Source organism: Actinomycetota bacterium (genome assembly GCA_019347575.1).
In the GTDB taxonomy this organism is placed as follows: Bacteria; Actinomycetota; Nitriliruptoria; order Nitriliruptorales; family Nitriliruptoraceae; genus JAHWKY01.
Genome location: JAHWKY010000047.1, coordinates 1 through 18120, shown reverse-complemented (window position 1 = coordinate 18120; position 18120 = coordinate 1). Strand labels below are relative to the sequence as shown.

17 protein-coding genes are annotated in these 18120 nt (G+C 70.3%); 8 read left to right on the top strand and 9 right to left on the bottom strand.

Annotated features, from left to right (window positions below; genetic code table 11):
• Positions 1-1556 (top strand): ABC transporter permease (locus KY469_20395; GenBank protein ID MBW3665462.1); only part of this gene is annotated, 1556 nt, incomplete at its 5' end.
• A complete protein-coding gene (locus KY469_20390; GenBank protein ID MBW3665461.1) occupies positions 1556-2146 on the top strand; it encodes a hypothetical protein in 591 nt (196 codons plus the stop codon). The genes KY469_20395 and KY469_20390, both read left to right, overlap by 1 nt.
• A gap of 68 nt (positions 2147-2214) precedes the next feature.
• On the opposite strand, the gene KY469_20385 is transcribed toward KY469_20390, so the two are convergent.
• Positions 2215-2838 carry a TetR/AcrR family transcriptional regulator gene (locus tag KY469_20385; GenBank protein ID MBW3665460.1) on the bottom strand — a complete coding sequence of 208 codons (624 nt, stop codon included), beginning with the start codon at positions 2836-2838 and terminating at the stop codon, positions 2215-2217.
• Positions 2839-2909: 71 nt separating this feature from the next.
• On the opposite strand from KY469_20385, the gene KY469_20380 reads away from it, so the two are divergent.
• The 6 genes from KY469_20380 to KY469_20355 all read left to right on the top strand — a co-directional run bounded on the left by KY469_20380 (position 2910) and on the right by KY469_20355 (position 7153).
• Positions 2910-4100, top strand: coding sequence for an acyl-CoA dehydrogenase family protein (locus KY469_20380; GenBank protein ID MBW3665459.1), 1191 nt, complete (start codon positions 2910-2912; stop codon positions 4098-4100).
• Between the two features lie 13 nt (positions 4101-4113).
• Positions 4114-4422 carry a hypothetical protein gene (locus KY469_20375; GenBank protein MBW3665458.1) on the top strand — a complete coding sequence of 103 codons (309 nt, stop codon included), beginning with the start codon at positions 4114-4116 and terminating at the stop codon, positions 4420-4422.
• Between the two features lie 8 nt (positions 4423-4430).
• The gene (locus KY469_20370; GenBank protein ID MBW3665457.1) at positions 4431-4565 is read left to right on the top strand and encodes an SCP2 sterol-binding domain-containing protein; all 135 of its coding nucleotides are present in this window, start codon (positions 4431-4433) and stop codon (positions 4563-4565) included.
• A 3-nt stretch (positions 4566-4568) separates the two neighbouring features.
• Positions 4569-5756: an alpha/beta fold hydrolase gene (locus KY469_20365; protein ID MBW3665456.1), complete on the top strand. Its 1188-nt coding sequence runs from the start codon at positions 4569-4571 to the stop codon at positions 5754-5756.
• A 104-nt stretch (positions 5757-5860) separates the two neighbouring features.
• Positions 5861-6595 carry a 1-acyl-sn-glycerol-3-phosphate acyltransferase gene (locus KY469_20360; GenBank protein MBW3665455.1) on the top strand — a complete coding sequence of 245 codons (735 nt, stop codon included), beginning with the start codon at positions 5861-5863 and terminating at the stop codon, positions 6593-6595.
• A gap of 3 nt (positions 6596-6598) precedes the next feature.
• Positions 6599-7153, top strand: coding sequence for an SRPBCC family protein (locus tag KY469_20355; GenBank protein ID MBW3665454.1), 555 nt, complete (start codon positions 6599-6601; stop codon positions 7151-7153).
• A gap of 160 nt (positions 7154-7313) precedes the next feature.
• Here the strand turns inward: KY469_20355 and KY469_20350 are convergent, their stop codons facing one another.
• From KY469_20350 to KY469_20315, 8 genes are all read right to left on the bottom strand, one after another.
• A complete protein-coding gene (locus KY469_20350; GenBank protein MBW3665453.1) occupies positions 7314-8876 on the bottom strand; it encodes a PAS domain-containing protein in 1563 nt (520 codons plus the stop codon).
• A gap of 20 nt (positions 8877-8896) precedes the next feature.
• Positions 8897-10114, bottom strand: coding sequence for a response regulator (locus KY469_20345; GenBank protein ID MBW3665452.1), 1218 nt, complete (start codon positions 10112-10114; stop codon positions 8897-8899).
• The gene (locus KY469_20340) at positions 10111-11391 is read right to left on the bottom strand and encodes a hybrid sensor histidine kinase/response regulator (GenBank protein MBW3665451.1); all 1281 of its coding nucleotides are present in this window, start codon (positions 11389-11391) and stop codon (positions 10111-10113) included. The genes KY469_20345 and KY469_20340 overlap by 4 nt, the downstream gene beginning before the upstream one ends.
• Positions 11388-12425, bottom strand: a complete 1038-nt coding sequence (gene cheB / locus KY469_20335; protein ID MBW3665450.1) for a chemotaxis-specific protein-glutamate methyltransferase CheB — start codon at positions 12423-12425, stop codon at positions 11388-11390. Before cheB ends, KY469_20340 begins: the two co-directional genes overlap by 4 nt.
• An 8-nt stretch (positions 12426-12433) precedes the next feature.
• On the bottom strand, positions 12434-14596 hold the full coding sequence (locus KY469_20330) for a response regulator (GenBank protein ID MBW3665449.1): 2163 nt from the start codon (positions 14594-14596) through the stop codon (positions 12434-12436).
• A gap of 2 nt (positions 14597-14598) precedes the next feature.
• Positions 14599-16059, bottom strand: a complete 1461-nt coding sequence (locus tag KY469_20325) for a hypothetical protein (protein ID MBW3665448.1) — start codon at positions 16057-16059, stop codon at positions 14599-14601.
• A complete protein-coding gene (locus KY469_20320; protein MBW3665447.1) occupies positions 16056-16529 on the bottom strand; it encodes a chemotaxis protein CheW in 474 nt (157 codons plus the stop codon). Before KY469_20320 ends, KY469_20325 begins: the two co-directional genes overlap by 4 nt.
• Positions 16530-16606: 77 nt before the next feature.
• Positions 16607-17968 carry a protein-glutamate O-methyltransferase CheR gene (locus KY469_20315; GenBank protein ID MBW3665446.1) on the bottom strand — a complete coding sequence of 454 codons (1362 nt, stop codon included), beginning with the start codon at positions 17966-17968 and terminating at the stop codon, positions 16607-16609.
• Positions 17969-18120 lie beyond the last annotated feature (152 nt).

The following is an 18120-nucleotide window of genomic DNA, read 5'->3' as shown; positions in this document are numbered from 1 at the left end:
AGATGTGGCAGCTCGATGATCCCCTCTACGTCCAAATCCCCCGCTTCATCGTCAATACGCTGCAGGGCGACCTCGGGTTGTCGTACCTGACCAAGCGGCCGGTCGGTGCGGAGCTAGTGCAGACCTTCCCGGCGACGCTGCAGCTCGCGGTCAGCGCCATCGTGATTGCGGCGGCGCTGGGCATTCCGCTCGGAATCCTGGCCGCCACCCGGCGTGGCTCCGCCCTCGACTCGGGCATCATGGCGATCTCCCTTTTCGGATTGTCGGTGCCAGTCTTCGTCATCGGCCTCGTCGCAATCCTTATCTTTGGCTACCGACTCGGCTGGTTCCCCGTCGCCGGCTGGAACCCCATCGAGGAGGGGCTCGGTGAGAACCTGCGCTCCGCCTTCATGCCCGCTGTCGCGATCGCGCTGCCGGAGACGTGCCCGCCGGTCTCGGTCGCGGACGTCCGCTCAGCCGCCGCGGAGGCGGTCGCGTGGTTCGAGCGCAACCAGCACCCGGCCGGGGACTACGTCTACCTCTACGATGCCGGTGCGGCGGCGGACGACGATCCGACGACGCCCGCGTTCCCCGACGACTACAACCAGGTGCGGCACGCCGGCGTCACGACGTCGCTGTACCAGGCCGCGAGGCATGGGCACGACGGGGCGCTCCAGGTCGCGGACCGCGGCACGGCGTGGGCGCTTCAGCGCACGTGGGAGGACGGCGACCGGCTCGTCTTCGGGCCGACGTCGGGGCGCGTGTCGGTCGGGTCGGCGGCGCTGGTCGTTGCCGGCCTCGTGGAGCGGCGCGAGGACACCGGCGAGACGCACCACGACGACGCCCTCCTCGGTCTGGGTCGCTTCCTCGCGGATCAGGTCGAGGAGCGCGGCAGCGTGCTGGCCTACTACGACGCCGACACCCGGCGACCCGTCCCGGACCGGTACTCGATCTTCTTCACCGGCGAGGTGATGTGGGCGCTGGCGCGCCTCCACACCACCTTCCCCGACGCCGGCTTCGACGCCCCGACCGAGCGCATCGGCCGCTACATCGCCACCATCCGCGACGAGGTCGAGCCGGCCTTCCCGCCGCTGCCCGATCACTGGGGCGCGTACGCGTACGCCGAGGTGGCGGCGTGGCCCGGCCACCGGCTCGCCGACGTCGAGGTGGCCTACGCGCGGCGACTCGCGGGCCTGTTCGGCATCGCCATCCGCTCCGAGCTGCCGCTGCGCGAAGGCGGGTGGCAGAGCTGGACGCGCCCCGGCCCCTCCCGCGCCGCTGGCGTCGGCACGACGGGGGAGGGGCTGACCGCGCTTTGGCGCGCGTCCCAGCGCGACGATCGGCTCGCCGACCTCGATGCGGACGTCAGCGAGCGCCTCACCTGTCTCGCCGGGCTCATGGTCCAGCGCCAGGTCGACGCCGACGAGGCTGACGCGTTCAGCCATCCCGATGCGGCGCGGGGCGCGTGGTTCGCCAGCGGCGAGGTCCGGATGGACGACATCCAGCATGCGCTCAGCTTCCTCGTGGCGGTCGAGCCGGTCGTCGCGCGAGCAGCTCCCAGCGGAGGAGATGGCTGATGACCGAGGTGGCGAGGGTGGCCGACGGTGGCGTGATGACGGTCGTCGTCGGCGTGGTGCTGCTGCTCGCCACCGCGAACCCGCCCCGCCACGCCGGGACGGTCCCCGGCCGCGCCCCGTGGCCGGCGACCGCCGTGGCGGTCGGAGCGCTGGCGCTGCTCGCCGTCGTCGCCGAGCCGCTGCTCGACGCGCTCGACATCACGGTGCCCACGTGGCGCATGACCGTCGGCATCGTCGTCGCGCTCGCCGGGGCGCGCGACCTGCTCCGTGGGCGGGCGACGGTCATGGAGAACGGCGGCAACGTCGTGGTCCCGCTCGCGTTCCCCGTCCTGCTGCGCCCCGAGGTCGCCTTCGCGGTCGTTATCGTCGCCCTGGACGCCTCGCTCGGGGCCGCGATCGCGGGCGCGGCGCTGGCGGTCGGCCTCGGGGCGTGGGCGGCCGTGCGTTCGAGCGCCGATGGTCCGAGAACCGACGCCGCGGGCGCGCGGGTCGCGAGCAGCGCGCTGACGGCGGGCGGGGCGCGGCTGCTCGGGGCGGTCGCGATCGCGCTCGGCGTCGACCTCATCGTCGACGGAGTCCTCGCCGTATGATCGCCGCCCGTGTCGTGCCTTCTCCCGGAGAACCGGGAGTAACCCCGACACAGCCGCCCCGTGCGGGCTCAGCCGTCGGGATCTCGGCCCAGGCCCGCGAAGCCCCACCAGATCCAGTTGGTGAGCAGGTGCGCCAGCTCGGTGCGCTCGTAGCCCCCGTCCTCGACCCACCAGTCTCCCGCCTGACGCACCATCCCGACCAGGCCGTGGGCGTACGCGTCGGCGCCCCGTGCCGGCAGGCCGAGACGGACGAACTGCGACGTCAGCACCTCGGAGATCCGTGCGGCGATGCGGTGCACGAACCCGGCGACGTGGTCCGCGCCCTCGCTCCAGTTCGCCACGACCGTGCGGGTGAGGAAGCGGTAGACGTCGGGGTCGCGTTCCACGAGCTTGAGGTAGGTGCCGATCGTGACCTCGATGCGCTGTCGCGGATCCTCGATCGACGCGAGTGCCGTCTCGAGCTCGCCCATGAGGTCGGCGATGTAGCGCTCGGCCAGCGCGCGGTACAGCCCGTTCTTGTCGCCGAAGTGGCGGTAGACGACGGGCTTGGTGATCCCGGCCTCGCCGGCGATGGTCTCCATCGACACCCGCGGGCCCTCGCGGCGGATGGCGCGGATGGCGGCGTCGAGGAGCTCCGCACGGCGCGTTGCCCGTTCGTTGGTGGTACCGCTTGACGGCCGCTCGGCATCCATGGTTACCTAAGGTAACAAGTTACCGTCGGTAACCCCTCCTCGCCGCCCGAGCACACCCCAGGAGACCCACGTTGGAGTTCGGTTTCACGTCGGAGCAGAAGGATCTCATCGACTGGGCCCACGGCTTCGCCGAGAGCGAGATCCGCCCCGTCGCCTCCCAGTACGACGAGAGCCAGGACTTCCCCTGGCCGGTGATCGAGAAGGCGGCGCAGGCGGGCCTGTACTCGCTCGAGATCTACCTGCAGCACCAGGCCGACCCCTCGGGCCTCACGCTGCCGTTGATCATGGAGGAGACCTTCTGGGGCTGCGCCGGGATCGGGTTGTCGATCTTCGGCACCGGTCTACCGCTCGCGGCCCTCGCCGGCAACGGGACCCCGGAGCAGCTGCTGGAGTGGGCGCCCCGCATGTTCGGCTCCGAGGAGGAGCCGAAGGTCGCGGCCTTCGCGGTGACCGAGCCCCAAGCCGGCTCCGACGTGCGCTCGCTGCGGACCCGCGCCGTTCGCGACGGCGACCACTGGGTGCTCAACGGCACGAAGGTCTTCATCACCAACGGCGGGGTCGCGGACGTGTTCGTGGTCGTCGCCACGGTCGATCCCGAGCTGGGACACCGCGGGCAGGCGAGCTTCGTCATCAGCAAGGAGGACGGCGGCATCCGCCCCGGCAAGAAGGAGCAGAAGCTCGGGATCCGCGCGAGCGATACCTCCGAGGTGATCCTCGAGGACTGCACCATCCCGCTCGACCGCGTGCTCGGCGGCGTCGACAAGCTCGACGGCAAGCTCGAGAAGGCGCGTTCCAACGAGGGCAGCCGAGGCTCGGCGGCGCTCCGGACCTTCGAGATGACGCGCCCGTTCGTCGCGGTGCAGGCCAACGGCATCTCGCGGGCGGCGCTGGAGTTCGCGATCGACTACGCGAAGGAGCGGGAGTCGTTCGGCAAACCGATCATCGAGCACCCGCCCATCGCCTACATGCTGGCGGACATGGCCACCGACGTCGAGACCGCGCGTCTGCTGACCTACAAGGCCGCCTGGCTCGCGGGCAGCGGCCGCGAGTTCCCCCAGGCCGAGGGCTCGATGAGCAAGCTCCGCGCCGGCGAGGTGGCGGTCCGCACCACCGAACGTGCCATCCAGGTCCTCGGCGGGTACGGGTTCATCAAGGACTTTCCGGTCGAGAAGTGGTACCGCGACGCCAAGATCTACACGATCTTCGAGGGCACCTCGGAGATGCAACGCAAGGTCATCGCACGAGCGCTGCGCGGCGACTGAGAGGAGGCACGACATGCCACGGGACGACCTGTCCGACATGGACGTCGGCGAGGTAACTCCCGAGCAGTTCGCCGAGCTGGTCGCCGTGGCGGAGGACGAACAGATCGCTGAGACCTTCGACCAGCTCGGGGCCCGACGTGTCCTGGACCGCGTGTTCGAGGGGATGCAGCAGCGCTTCCGTCCCGATCGGGCCGAGGGCCTCGAGGCCGACATCCAGTGGATCATCGTCCACCAGGGTGACGAGCACCCGTACCTGGTCTCGATCCGCGATGGGACCTGCGCGATCGGCCGCGACCGAGGGACGACCCGCGCGTCACACTGACCACCGATGTGGTCAGCTTCTCAAAGCCCGTCACCGGGCAGGCCGGTGGCCCCGCACTGTTCATGACCGGCGAGCTGCGGGTCTCCGGAGACCTGTTGTTCGCGCAGCAGATCCTGCGTTTCTTCGACCAACCGGAGGCCTGAGGCGTGTCGACGGCGACCACGGACGATCTCGGCGAGGTCCTGGTCCAGCGGCTGCGGCAGGAGACCACCTTGCCGAGTTGGCTGGACGGCACGATCGTGCTGCGGGTGACCGGCGGCGGCAGCTGGACGTTACGCATCCAGGGCGGTCGTCCCGCGCTGGCGTGGGGGGAGGTCGACGATCCCGACACGACGGTGACCGCGACCGTCGGCACGTTGCGGGACGTCGCCGCAGGCGAACGGTCGGGGGTCGATGCGTTCCTCGACGGCGATCTGCGGGTGCGCGGCAACCTCGCGCTGTCCCTGCGGATGTCCGGCATGTGGGATCCTCCTGGCCGGGATCCTCAGCTGTCGGTTGCAGGAGACGTCACCGCGAACGGGTTGAGCACCTTCTACCTCGAGGCCGGCTCGGGGCCGCCCGTGGTCCTGCTCCACGGGCTGGGAGCCACCAACGCCTCGCTGCTGCCCACCTTCCGCGCTCTGTGCGCCGAGCACCGCGTGGTCGCCCCCGACCTGCCCGGGTTCGGCGACAGCGACAAGCCGCTGCGGCCCCTGCACGCCGCGTTCTACACCCGCTGGTTGGAGGACCTGCTCGACACGCTGAGCATCGAACGGGCCCACCTGGTCGGCAACTCGATGGGCGGCAGGGTCGCCATCGAGATGGGGCTGCGCCAGGCGGACCGCGTCGGACGGCTGGTGCTTCTCTCGCCCTCCCCGGCGTTCCTCCGCGGTCGCGACCACGTACGTCTCGTGCGCCTGCTGCGTCCGGAACTGGCTGCGGTAGCGGCCTGGATGCCCCGCCGCTTGGTCGTTCGCACCCTGCGTTCCCTGTTCGCCGCCCCGGACCGGCTCTCCGACGACTGGTACGCCGCCGCCGCAGACGAGTTCCTGCGCGTCTACCGGACCGTGCGCGGCCGACTCGCGTTCTTCTCCGCGGCACGTCAGATCTACCTCGAGGAACCCCATGACAAGCCGGGCGGCTTCTGGGACCGACTCCCCGACCTGGCACCCCCGTCTCTGTTCCTGTGGGGAGCAGAGGACTGGCTGGTACCGGCCAGCTTCGCGGGGCACGTCGAGGAGGCGCTGCCATCGGTGAAGTCCGTCGTGCTCGACGACTGCGGCCACGTGCCTCAGTACGAGCATCCGGACAAGACGCACGAGCTGGTCCGTGGTTTCCTGGAAGCGTCGGATTGACCTCGGACGGCGACCGGCAACACGAGGAAGGTCCCCGGGTGGACGATGCGCCGGTCGACCTCGACGCACGCGACCCGGAGTTCATCCGCGCGCAGCTCCCGCACATGTGGCTGCTCGCCTCGATGTACTTCCGAGCCGAGGTCGACGGGCTGCACCACATCCCCGAGGACCGACCCGTGCTCTTCGTCGGCAACCACTCGGGCGGCAACATGACGCCCGACAGCATGGTGTTCATGCTCGCGTTCAACACCTACTTCGGGGTGGAGCGGCCCGTGTACGCGCTGGCCCACACGCTGGTGACCTCCTGGCCGGTGCTCGGACCGTTCCTGCGCCGCTGGGGGGTGCTGACCGCCGGCCACGACGCCGCCCGGACCGCCCTCGCCGACGGCTCGTGCGTGCTCGTCTACCCCGGAGGCGACGTGGAGACCCATCGGGAGTGGACCGCCCGACACGAGATCCGGTTCGACGGACGCAAGGGGTTCGTCCGACTCGCACGCGAGGCCGGCGTCCCGATCGTCCCGGTGGTCTCCTCCGGCGGACAGGACACCTACCTCCCCCTGACCGACGGGCGCCGGCTCGCCGAGGCGCTGCGCCTGGACCGTCTCGCCCGGCTCAAGGTGCTACCGATCTCCCTGGCGGTGCCCTGGGGGCTCAACGTGGGCGACTTCCTCGGTCACCTGCCGCTGCCAGCCAAGATCCGTATGCAGGTCCTGGAACCCATCGACGTGGAGGAACGGTTCGGCGAGGACGACGCGACGGCCTACCACTACGTAACAGACCTGATGCAGGAGACCCTCACGGCGCTGGCCGCCGACCAGGTCCTGCCACCGCTGGGCTGAAGGATGCAACTGCACCGCGACGTGCTGATCCGCCGCGACCTCGACGCGGTGTTCGCCCTGGTCAGCGATGTCACCAACTACGCGGATTTCTTCCGGGGCGTCACCCGTTGGGAACCAAGATCCGACCAGCTCAGCGGCGTCGGCGCGCACTTCCGCGTGCTCATGCAGGTCGGATCGATCGAAGCCGGAGGGATCGTGACCGTCACCGAGTGGGACGAGGACCAACGTCGGATCGTCTGGCGTTCGGTTCGGGGTGTGGACCACCACGGCCGCTGGGAGGTAGAGCCGGTCACCGACGGCTCACGCCTCGTCCTGATGCTGGCCTTCGAGCTGTCCGTCCGTTCCGCTGGCTGGTCGAACGGATCACCGGGCGGATCGTGGCCCGCCACGTCGAGGCGACCCTGCTGGGCGCGAGACGGATGCTCGAGTACCAGGACCGTTGAGACCACCCAGACGACCGCATGCATCGGGGCCGCTCGATCTTGGGGACGCACAGCTGCCGTGGAACCCGTGGTCGACGGCCAGTCCGGTGGTCTCCGCGAGCTGATCGACGGATAGGTCGTTCGCCGTTCGCAGGGTCTGCACGGCAGCACCAAGCGCGCTGCCAACGGGTGGTAGTTCGTCGTGGGCATCATGTCGCATGTTCGTTCCTGATCGGGGCTCGCTGCTGCCGTGCTCTCACGGGTCGGTCCTGCTGTTGTCCTTCCCGAACGACCGGTTAGGCGTCCTCCTCGCTGGCTGGTGCGCGAGCCAGTTCGAACCAGAAGCAACTGCCGTACCCGGGGGTGCTCTCGGCGCCCAGTTCCCCGCCCATGCTCTCGATGATCCGTCGGGACAGTGGTAGGCCGAGACCGGTCCCGGGGATGTTGGTGGCGTCGGCGCCGAGTCGGTCGAACGGCGTGAAGGCGCGCTCGATCTCGTCGGGTGCTAGGCCGGGACCGCGGTCGCGGATCTCCACGCGAAGACGCGGCGGTCCGTCGTCCTCCACCGTGTGCACGGTGAGGTCGACGTGCTGGCCCCTGCTGTACAGGACCGCGTTGGAGACCAGGTCGAGCAGCACGTGTTCGACCTTGGACGGTTCGGCCAATGCTACGAGAGGCATGTCCGGAAGCTCCGATCGCAACTGCACCTCGTGTTCTCGGGCGAGTGGTCCGAGTCGCGCGATGACCTGGGCGACCATGCTCGTGAGTTCCAGCGGTTCGCGTGTTCCGATCGAGACCGTTGTGTCGGAGTTCACGGCGAGTACGCGGTCGACGAGGTGTAAGAGCCGCTCTCCGGCTGCGACGATCTCGTCGACGCTGTCCTGTTGTTGTTCGGTGAGTTGTTCCGTTGCGAGGAGTCGGGAGAAGCCGAGGATGGCGTTGAGCGGCGTGCGCAGCTCGTGGCTCGTGCGACGCAGGAGTTCGCTCATCGCGACGTTCGCCCGTTCGGCCTCGTGCTTCGCGGCCTGCAGTCGCTGTTGCGATTCGACCCGGTCCGTGACGTCGTAGAGGGTGCCCAGGACCCGGGACGGTTCCCCGTCGTCATACTGGACGGTCGCGTTCGACACGACCCAGCGGATCCGACCGTCCGTCCGGATGATGCGGTACTCGATCCTGGACCGGTCACGGGGGACGTCGACGAGGTCTCCGAGGAGGTCCCGGTCGTCGGGATGGACATGGCCGAAGTACTCGTCGACGGTCTTGGTGTCCGGCTTCTCCGGGTAGCCGAAGATCCGAGCGGTCTGCGCGGACCACCGCACGACATCCTCGGCCAGGTCATGCTCCCAGATGCCGAGATCGGTGGTCTCCACGGCGAGGCGGAGACGTTGCTGACTCTCACGGATCGTCTGCAGGCTGTCCTCAAGCCGTCGCTCCGCATGCCGACGTCCGGTCACGTCCACGCCGACGCCGTACACGCGGTCCGCGTTGGGGTCGGCGGTGGCCTGCCACTCCAGCCAGCGGTAGCTGCCGTCGTCCCGCCGGTAGCGGTTCGCGAGTCCCGTGATGCTGCCCCCCTGTCGGGCGAGCGCCGTCAGGACCTCCGACGTGCGCTGCTGATCGTCGGGATGGACCCGGTCGGTCCACCTTTCACCGACCAGGTCGCCGGGATCGACTCCGACGAGCCGACCCAGGGCTTCGTTGACGAAGATCAGGCGCCCGTTACCGCCGGCGATGCACATCGCGACGCCGGAGATCCGTACCAGCTCCCAGGCGTCGACCGCCCGGCGGTCGCGTACTCGGGATCCGTGCTCTTGCGGGCCCGGATCGGATGCCGCTCGGGATGGTGCGTCATCAGACATGCGCGCCCTCCTGGCCGCCGTCAGGAAGCGCCGTGTTCGCTGGCCTGCGCCGACGGGGAGAACTGCTGGATCTGCACCCGGAAGCACGCTCCGTCCGGTCGGCCTGGTTCGTAGGTGACGTCGCCTCCGTGGAGCTGTGCCAGGCCACGAACGACCCACAATCCTAGCCCCACCCCGGTGGCCGTACGGCGATCACCGACGCTGTGCTGTGCGAACCGGTCGAACAGTTCCGGGACGAACCCCTCGGGGACGCCGGGTCCGTGGTCACGGACGACGATCTCGACCGTAAGCGACCCGACCGAGCAGCTGATCTCGATCGGAGGCGCTCCGTACTTGTCGGCGTTGGTGAGCAGGTTCACGACCATCTGCTCGACCAGCCCCTCGTCGGCCTTCACCTCCATCTCGGGACAGTCCACCGTCACGTCAGCGGGATCGAGCTCAGCATCCGAAACCGCCCGTTGTACCGCCTGGTTGATATCGAACGTAGTGGCGCGCAGCTGGATGGCGTCCCTGCCGGGGTCCCTGGAGGCCTCGATCCTTGAGGACAGCAGCAGGTCGTTGACGAGCCGCTCGAGCCTCGAGGTGTTGCGCAGCATGGCCTCGAGCTGCTGCCGGCGCGATTCCCATGGGATGTCGTCGCCACGTTGCAGGAGCACCTCGGTGAAGCCCTTGAGGACGGTCAGTGGGGTACGCATCTCGTGCGATGCCATGGAGATGAAGTCGGTCTTCACACGATTCGCAACGACGAGGGCCTCGTTGGCCTCCCGTAGTTCCCGTGTCCGTCGGTGCACGCGCTCCTCGAGCCTGTCCCTCTCCTCTCGCAGGCTGCGGTGGAGCAGACGGGTGTGCAGGAGGTTGCCCACCCGGAGGGTCACCTCGACGGGGTCCAGTGGTTTGAGTAGGAAGTCGGTCGCTCCATCCGATAGGGCACGTCGACGGGTCTCCGGTGACGCGTCCGCGGTCAGCACGAGCACGGGCAGGAACTCCCCCTCGGACATGAGCTCCGGCAGTTCACCGAGGATCTCGAAGCCGTCGACGTGAGGCATGTGCAGATCGAGCAGGAGCAGATCCGGTCGGATCTCCTCGAACGTCGCCAGTGCGGCTCTGGGTTCGTCCAGTGTGTGGACGTCGGTGTAGCCGGAGCGGTCCAGGATGCGGCTGAGGAGCTTGAGGTTGACCGGTTCGTCGTCGATGACGAGGATCGTCGCCGGGGCGGGGATGGGTCTGTCCGCGTTCACGGACGATCCGACGTGTGTTCCTCGTGGCCGGGGGTGGGTAGCTCGACACGGAAGGTCGTGCCGTTCGGCGAGGTGTTGGGGACGGTGACGGTCCCCCCCATAGCCTCGACGAGGTCTCGTACGAGTGGCAGTCCGATCCCGGTGCCCTCCACGTCGTTGGCTTCGGCGCCGAGCCGGTCGAAGGGGACGAAGAGCCGCCCGATCTTGTCGGGTTCGATCCCTGGGCCGGTGTCGGTCACGTCGATCCGTGCTCGGCCGTCTCCCGTCGGTTCGCACACCACGTTCACGCTACCGCCTGCGTAGTTGTACTTCACCGCGTTGGACATCAGGTTGATCAGCACCTGTCGCAGCCGACGCCGGTCGGCGTGGACGAGGCAGGCATCGATCTGCGCGGTGGTGGGCAGTTGTACGTCGTACCGTTCTGCGAGCCCGCGGACCACCTCGATCGCTTCGACGAGCGTCTGGCCGACGTCGACGGGTTCGGGATCCAGGGCCAGGTCGCCGGCCTCGATGCGGCCGATGTCGACGAGGTCGTCGATGAGCTGCAGCAGGTGGCGGCCTCCTTCGAGGATGTGTTCCACGGAGTCGAGGTCGTCGCCGTCGAGCCCGCTATCCAGGAGCAGCAGGTCGGCGTAGCCGATGACCGCGGTCAGTGGGGTGCGCAGTTCGTGCCCGAGGGTCGCCAGGAAGCGGCTCTTGGCCTCGTTGGCGGCGACCGCCTGCTCGCGTGCCCGCAGCAGTTCCTCTTCGCGATCCCGCAGCGTGGCGTTGGTGTAGTACAGGTCCTCGAAGCTGCCCATCAGCAGGTCCAGGATCTGTTGGCGGTCGGCGTTGACGGTGAACCGGTGGCCGAGCAGCCGCACCTCGGCGCCGAGACGGAAATGACCGCCCTGCGCGTTGTCCCGAGGCTGTAGGACGGATTCGATGCGCGACAGCAGCCGGTGGCGGTCGTACGGCTTGGTCAGGAAGTTGTCCGCTCCCGACTGCAGGCCCCGAACGATGTCGACGGGGTCACGCAGGCTCGTCAGCAGGATGACCGACATGTCGTCCAACTTCCGATCGGCCTTGACCCGACGGCACAGCTCGTAGCCGTCCATGTTCGGCATCATGATGTCGCTGATCAGCAGGCCGAACGAGCGCTCGTCCAGCAGGACGAGCGCTTCCTGGCCGTCTCGCGCGACCGTGACCTCGTAGCCCTGGCTCTCGAGGTCGGCGCGCAGGGCTTCGGCCTGCGTGCGGCTGTCCTCGGCGACGAGGATCCCTCTGATGTCGGTCATGCTGTCCCCCTTGTGGTGAGTTCCGCGATCGCGGCGGCGAGCGTGTCGACAGATCCCACGACGTGGGCGATGCCAGCGGCCACCACGACGCCGGGCATGCCGAAGACCGCAGCGGTCTCCTCGTCCTGTGCCAGGACCGTGCCGCCCGCCGCTCGCAGGCCGAGCAGCCCGGCGAGGCCGTCGTCGCCGAGGCCACTGAGGATGACGCCAGCCGCGGACGTTCCGTAGAGACCGGCCAGCGATTCGAACAGGGCCGTGGCCGCGGGTCGGAAGCCTCCGATCGGCGGGTCGCTGTCCAGGTGCACCCGGCCCAGAGGTGCGACGCGCAGGTGGTGGTCGTCGGGCGCGAGGTAGACCTGACCGGCCGTTAGCGGTTCTCCCCTCTCAGCGACCTTGACCTGTAGGGCTGTGGCCGCGTCCAGCCAGCGGACGAGGCCATCGACGAAGCCCTCGGCGATGTGCTGGACGATGAGCACTGGCGCTGCCAGTCCGTCTGGCAGCTTGGCGAGCAGGTCGTGCAGCGCGCGTGGGCCACCGGTCGACGCGGCCACACCGACGATGTGGATGGTGCTGTCGGGGAGCGCGGCGCGTTCAGGGATCGGTCGGGAGGACGTGCTCTCCCGGTACCGGCGGATGACCCCGACGCCGGAGAGCGCGACGACCTTCCGGGCGAAGACGTTCGCCGCCCGGGGATCCGGACCGCTCGCATCCCAGGTGGGCTTGGGCAGGACGGCCAGGGCTCCGACCTCCACCGAGCGAAGGGCGAGCGCGACGTCGTCCGGGTCGAGCGCCGCGGTGGTCATGACGACCGGCGTCGGGGTCTCGATCATGATCCGTTCGGTCGCCTCGAAGCCGTCCATCACCGGCATGACCGCGTCCATGACCACGACCGACGGCTGCAGTTCGGCTGTCGCTTCGACCGCTTCCTTCCCGTCTGCGGCCTCACCGACGACCGTGACGCCTGGGTAGCTGCCCAAGACCTCCACCAGGTACGCGCGGGCCGTGGGCGAGTCGTCGACGACCAGGACGCGGATCGTCGTGCTCACAGCAGCCTCGCGACCGTGTCGAGCAGCGTCCGCTGGTCGAAGTCCGACTTGACGAAGTAGGCGTTGGCACCCACCTCCGCCCCCCGGGCACGGTGGCGGTCGTCGGAGAGCGAGGTGACGAGCACGACCGGGACGTCGGAGAAGCGCGGGGACGACCGGATCGCCTCGCACAGGGAGAAGCCGTCCATGTTGGGCATGTCGACGTCGGTGATCACGAGGTCCGCGCCGCGCTGCTGCAAGAGCTCCCAGGCCTCGGCGCCGTCCGCCGCCGCGGTGACCACGTACCCGGCCGCCTCCAGGATGCTGCGTTCGAGCGTGCGGGTGGTCAGGGTGTCCTCCGCCAGGAGCACGTGTGGGGCCCGTGAGGTCTCCGTGCCCGCCTGCTGGGCCGACGGCACCGGGTTCTCCATCGCGCGGCGTGCCCACGTCGCCGGGTTGAGGACCAACACCAGGTTCCCGTCGGGCAGCGTGACGGCGCCGAGCACCCCAGGGGCGTCCTCCAGTCGCGGTCCCAGGGTGCGCACCGTCACCTCGTGCTGTTCGAGCGGCCCGTCGACCGACAGGCCGGCGTGGCCTCCCGGGACGTCGACCACGACCACGACGGAGCCGTCGTCGTCGCGTGCGGACGCGCCGGTGAACCCGAGGACGGATGCGAGGTCGACGATCGGCACCGACCGGTCGTCGTGCAGGACACCCCGACGCGCTCCCATGTGCACGAGATCCTCACGGTCGACGCGCAGGACGTTGCGGACCGCGGTCGCCGGGAGCGCGACCGTCTCGGAGCCGATCTTGACCACGAGCACGCGCATCGTCGACAGGGACAGGGGCAGCGCCAGGGTCACCGTGGTCCCGCGGCCGGCATCGGAGGCGATCTCTGCCGTGCCGCCGACCGCTTCGACGTCGGACCGGACCGCGTCGAGCCCCACGCCGCGACCGGACACGTCGGTGACATCGCGACTCGTGGACAGCCCGGGCGCGAAGACGAGCTGCAGCAGCTCCGCGGGATCCGAGGGGGGCTCGAGACCGGCGCGCTCCGCGGCCTCCCGCACACGGACCGGGTCGATGCCCGTCCCGTCATCGCTGACCTCCACCACGAGGCGACCGGAACGGACCTCCGCCGCCACCCGGATCCGACCGACGGGGGGCTTGCCGTCGCGTTCACGGACGGCCGGCGGCTCGATGCCGTGATCCACGGCGTTGCGGACGAGGTGCAGCAGCGGGTCGCGCAGGGCGGCGGCGACGGTCCGGTCCAGCTCCAGGGCTCCTGATGCGAGCTGCAGACGTACCCGCTTGCCGGACCCCTCCGCCACGTCGCGGACGGCCCGGTCCAGCCCCGCGCAGACCTGGTCGAACTCCACCATGCTCAGCACCTGGACGGCCCGGCTGACGTCGGCCCCGGACCGCACGAGCTCCCGCTGGACCTCGTCGGTCCGGTGCCCGAGGTGCCCCAGACGACGCTCGAGCTCGACCAGCTGCTGCGCGAGTTCGTCGGCCACGGCGCGACCGTTCGGCGGGCGTCCCCCGGGCCGGTCTCGGGCCACCAGGACACCCGTCAGGTGCTGCAGGTCGGCATGGACCCGGCGGACGACGGACGCGCAGGCGGCCGTGCCGTCGGCGAGATCCTCGACGCTGTGGATGGCCAGCTGCAGCTGTCCCGCCGACGTGAGGGCCGCCTCGAGCTCGCCGACGGGCACCCGCGCTCGCCCCGACGACGCTCCGTCGCTTGGGGGCGGTCGGTCGGCGCGGGCAGGGGGCGATCGTCCCGTGCCGGTGTCGCCGGACAGCGTGGGACCGGGCTCGGCCTCGGTCCCAGGCCCGGTCCGGGAGGGCTCGGCCGATGCGTCGTCGTCGGCGGCCCGTCCCAGCCGGTCGACCTCGTCGAGAAGGGCAGCGACCTCGATCTCCGTCTCATCGGTGCCCTGGAGGCCTTCCAAGGTCTCCTCGAGCTGGTGGGCGACGGCGGCGACGGCCGGGGAACCGACGGACAGGGCGGCGCCCTTGAGGCTGTGCGCCGCCCGGAAGAGCTCACGCAGCAGTTCGGTCCGTCGCTGCACGGACGGTGACCGTTCGAGTTCGAGCAACCCCTGTTCGAGCGTCTGCCGACGTTCGTCCAACTCCTCGCGGAAGATCGCCCGCAGGCGACCGAGATCGATCCCCATCGTCAGAGGACTCCGACGAGGCTCTTGAGCCGGTTGGCGACCTCGGTGAGCTGCTCGGCCGTGGCCTCCGCCTGCCGTGCGGTGGCCAGGTTCTGCTGCGTCACCACGTCGATCTCGGTCATGGCGTCGCGGATCTGGGAGGTCCCCCCGGCTTGCTGCCCGGCCGCGGCGGCGATCTGCTCGGCCGCGTCGGCAGCGCCGGACACCGCTTCGTCCAGCTCGGTGATGGTGTCGCCGGCCTCGCCGATCAGCCGCATGCCGTCCGCGGCGCTCTTGGTCCCCTCCTCGGTGGCGAGGACCGCCTGGTTGGTCGCCTCCTGGATCTCGCCGAGGATGTCGCTGATCTCGGCGTTGGCGGTGCGCGCCTGGTCAGCGAGCCGGCGGACCTCGCTGGCGACGACGCCGAAGCCCTTGCCGTGCTCCCCGGCGCGTGCGGCCTCGATCGCGGCGTTGAGCGCCAACAGGTTGGTCTGCTCGGTGATGTCGTCGACGACGGCCACGATCTCGGAGATGGACCGGGCGCGGCTGGCCAGCCCCAGGATGCGGTCGGCGATGGTGTCCACCTGTTCCTGGAGCACGCGCACCCCGTCGACCGCTTCGTCGACCGCGGCGCTGCCCCGCTCAGCGGCCTCTGCCGACCGTCCGGCGCTGTCGGCGACGGAACGTGCGCGTTGCGCGGTCTCGTCCGCGCTGGCGGCCAGCTCGTTGATGGTCGCCACGGTCTGCTGGACGCCGGCCGACTGTTGGGCCGCGCCGGAGGTGAGCTGACCGGTGCTGCTGGCGATCTCGGCAGCCGACCGGTCGGCCGCCTCGGCCAGGTCCCGCAGCTTCGTCGACACCCGTGAGGTGACCCACCAGGCCACACCCAGGGCGATGGCGACCGCCGCTGCTCCCAGCAGCCACACGAGTTGAAGGTCGGTTCTGACACGCTCGTCCGCCGCCGCGACGGCTGACGTGATCAGGTCCTGCTCACGCGTCACGAACTCGTCCGCGGCGGACTGCACCGCCAGCTGCGCGGGGAACAGACGGCTTTCGATCTGAGCCTTCAGCTCTTCGGTCACCTCCGTTCCGCTGGCCGCCTGGAGCAGGTTGTCGACGGCGTCGACGTACTCCTCCTCGGCTGCCTGGATGCGGTCGAGCAGCTGCCGGCCCTGATCGGTGTGCACGGTGTCCCGGAGCGTGGCGAGGATGCCGGCGAACTCGGCCGCCTCCGCCTCGACCAGTGTCAGTTGTCCCTGGTCGCCGGTCAGCAGGTAGCCGCGGACGAAGGCAGCACGCGATGCGAGGCTCTCCTTCAACCGGTGCGCGTCGATCACGAGTGTCGCATCGCGCTCGATGACCCGACTCTTGACGGAGGAGACGTGGCGCAGGGCCACCGTCGCGACGACCACGAGGAGCAGGGTCGCCACCACCGCGGCGAGGAAGCCCGCCAGCACCTGCCTCGTGATGGTCATGGATCTCATCGGATCTCCGTTCCGGTTGCGTGTTCCGGTGCGTACGGCCAGAAGCGGCGGTCGCCTGCCAGCCGTTCGACGTCGATCAGCCCTACCCCGTCGGCGGTGAGCCCTTCGACCGGAGACTGGTCCTGAGCGCCCGCGGTGTGCGGTTCGTGCAGCGCGCCGGGGTCGATGCTGGCGGTGCCGGTGACCTCGTCGACGGCGAAGGCCAGGGGGGCACGTGACCCGTCGACGACGACCACCCACCGGGGGTGGTCTGGCCCGGCGGAGGCAGACGCGTCGACTAGCAGCTCGAACACCGTGACCAGCTCCCCCCGTGCGCTCATCATCCCGAGCAGCCCCGGGGGCGCTTGCGGGATGCGTGTGAGCCGTCGGCCGGGCAGGACCTCGCGCAGATCGGTCAGCCGCACGGCCAGACGCCGGTCGGTGACGACGACGCCGAGGACCTCCGTCAGACCACCGCGCTCGTCGTCCACGGGCTGGGCGAGCTCCCTGGCGCGCTGCTCTAGCACGGCTCGTTCGGATGCGTCCGGATCCCCGCTCCCCGCCGTGGTCACGGAGCGACCGTGGTACGAGCGGATGCCAGCGCGTCGAGCTCGGCGAGCAGCCGTCCCGCCGGCATGCCGTCGACGACCGGCTGGTCGGCGGGCAAGGAGGACAGGATCGTCCGCGCGTTGCGGAAGGCCCGAGCGGCGGCGGCCCGGTCGCCGCGGCCCAGCTGTGCCCGGCCGAGGACGATCTCGGTGACGGCGGCGGACGGGTCGAGGTACAGCGCGGCCGTGGCCGCCTTGACCGCTTCCTGCCAACGGCCCGTCTCCACCAGCAGCACGGCGCGGAGATGGTGCCGTTGGGCGTCGGTCGGTGATCTGTCGTCACCCTGGGATAGTGCCGCCAACGCGTCCTCGTGCCGCCCGGCGTCGACCAGCGCGAGCACGTCGTCCTGCTCAGCCTGGGGAACATCACCGGCCTGCAGGACGACATCGGGCTCGTCGTCGAGCGCTGGCCTCGGGGCGCGGGGCGGCCGCGAGCGGATGGGAGCCGGACGGCGACGGACGCCGCCCGTCGGCCGGCCGTGCCGACCGAGCTGCCGCCGGTCGGTGGTGTCGGCCTCGGCTTCGCCGTCTGACGGCCCGTGGGCTCGCCGCCGCCGGTAGACCACGCCGCCGGCGGTCACGACGGTCTCGAGGCTGTCGATCCCGCTCAGATGTGGATCGGACGACGCCGTGATGAGCCAGCCGCCCTCCGCCAGCGACTCGACCAACCGCTGCACCACCCGGGCCACGGCGGCCGGGGTCAGGTAGATGAGCACGTTGCGGCAGAACACCACGTCGAAGCCGCCGTCGGGCGTCGGGTACGGATCACGCAGCAGGTTCAGCGTCCGGAAGTCGACGTCACCGGCGAAGCGCTCGTCGAGGCGGAACCGGTCACCGTCCCGACGGAAGTAGGCGCGGACCCGGTCCTCCTCGACGCCCCGCAGCGACCAACGGCGGTAGGTGGCTCGGGCAGCCTCCCGTAGCGCAGCCGGTGAGATGTCGGTGCCCAGCACGTCCGCCCGGTCGGAGAGTCCGCTCTCGTGGAGGACGAGGGCGAGCGTGTACGCCTCCTCGCCGCTGGCGCAGCCGGCGCTCCACAGCTTGAAGCGGTGCCCGGACGGACGTCGCGCACGGAGCTCCGGCAGGATCCGGCCGTGCAACAGCTCCAGGTGACCGGCCTCTCGGAAGAAGTGCGTCTCGCCGATCGTGAGCTGGTCGATGAGTGCCTGCCAGCGGGCGGGCTCGCGTTCGAGGAGCGCGACGTACCCGGCGGCGTCCGATGCTCCGGACGCCGAGAGCTCACGCTGCAGGATGACGTTGAGCCCCACGGTGCGGTGTCCGCTGAAGCTGAACCCCGCGTGCCGCGTCAGGTGATCGGCCACCGGTCTCACCTCTGGTCCCAGGGCAGCGTTGCCGCTCACAGATCACCCTCGCGGGGGGGGGGGGGGGGGGGGCCAAAACCACATGTGGAGCCGCGGCCCACCACAGCGAGGGCGCCAGGTGGTGCACCCCGCGCAGGCCCACGGCGGCGGGG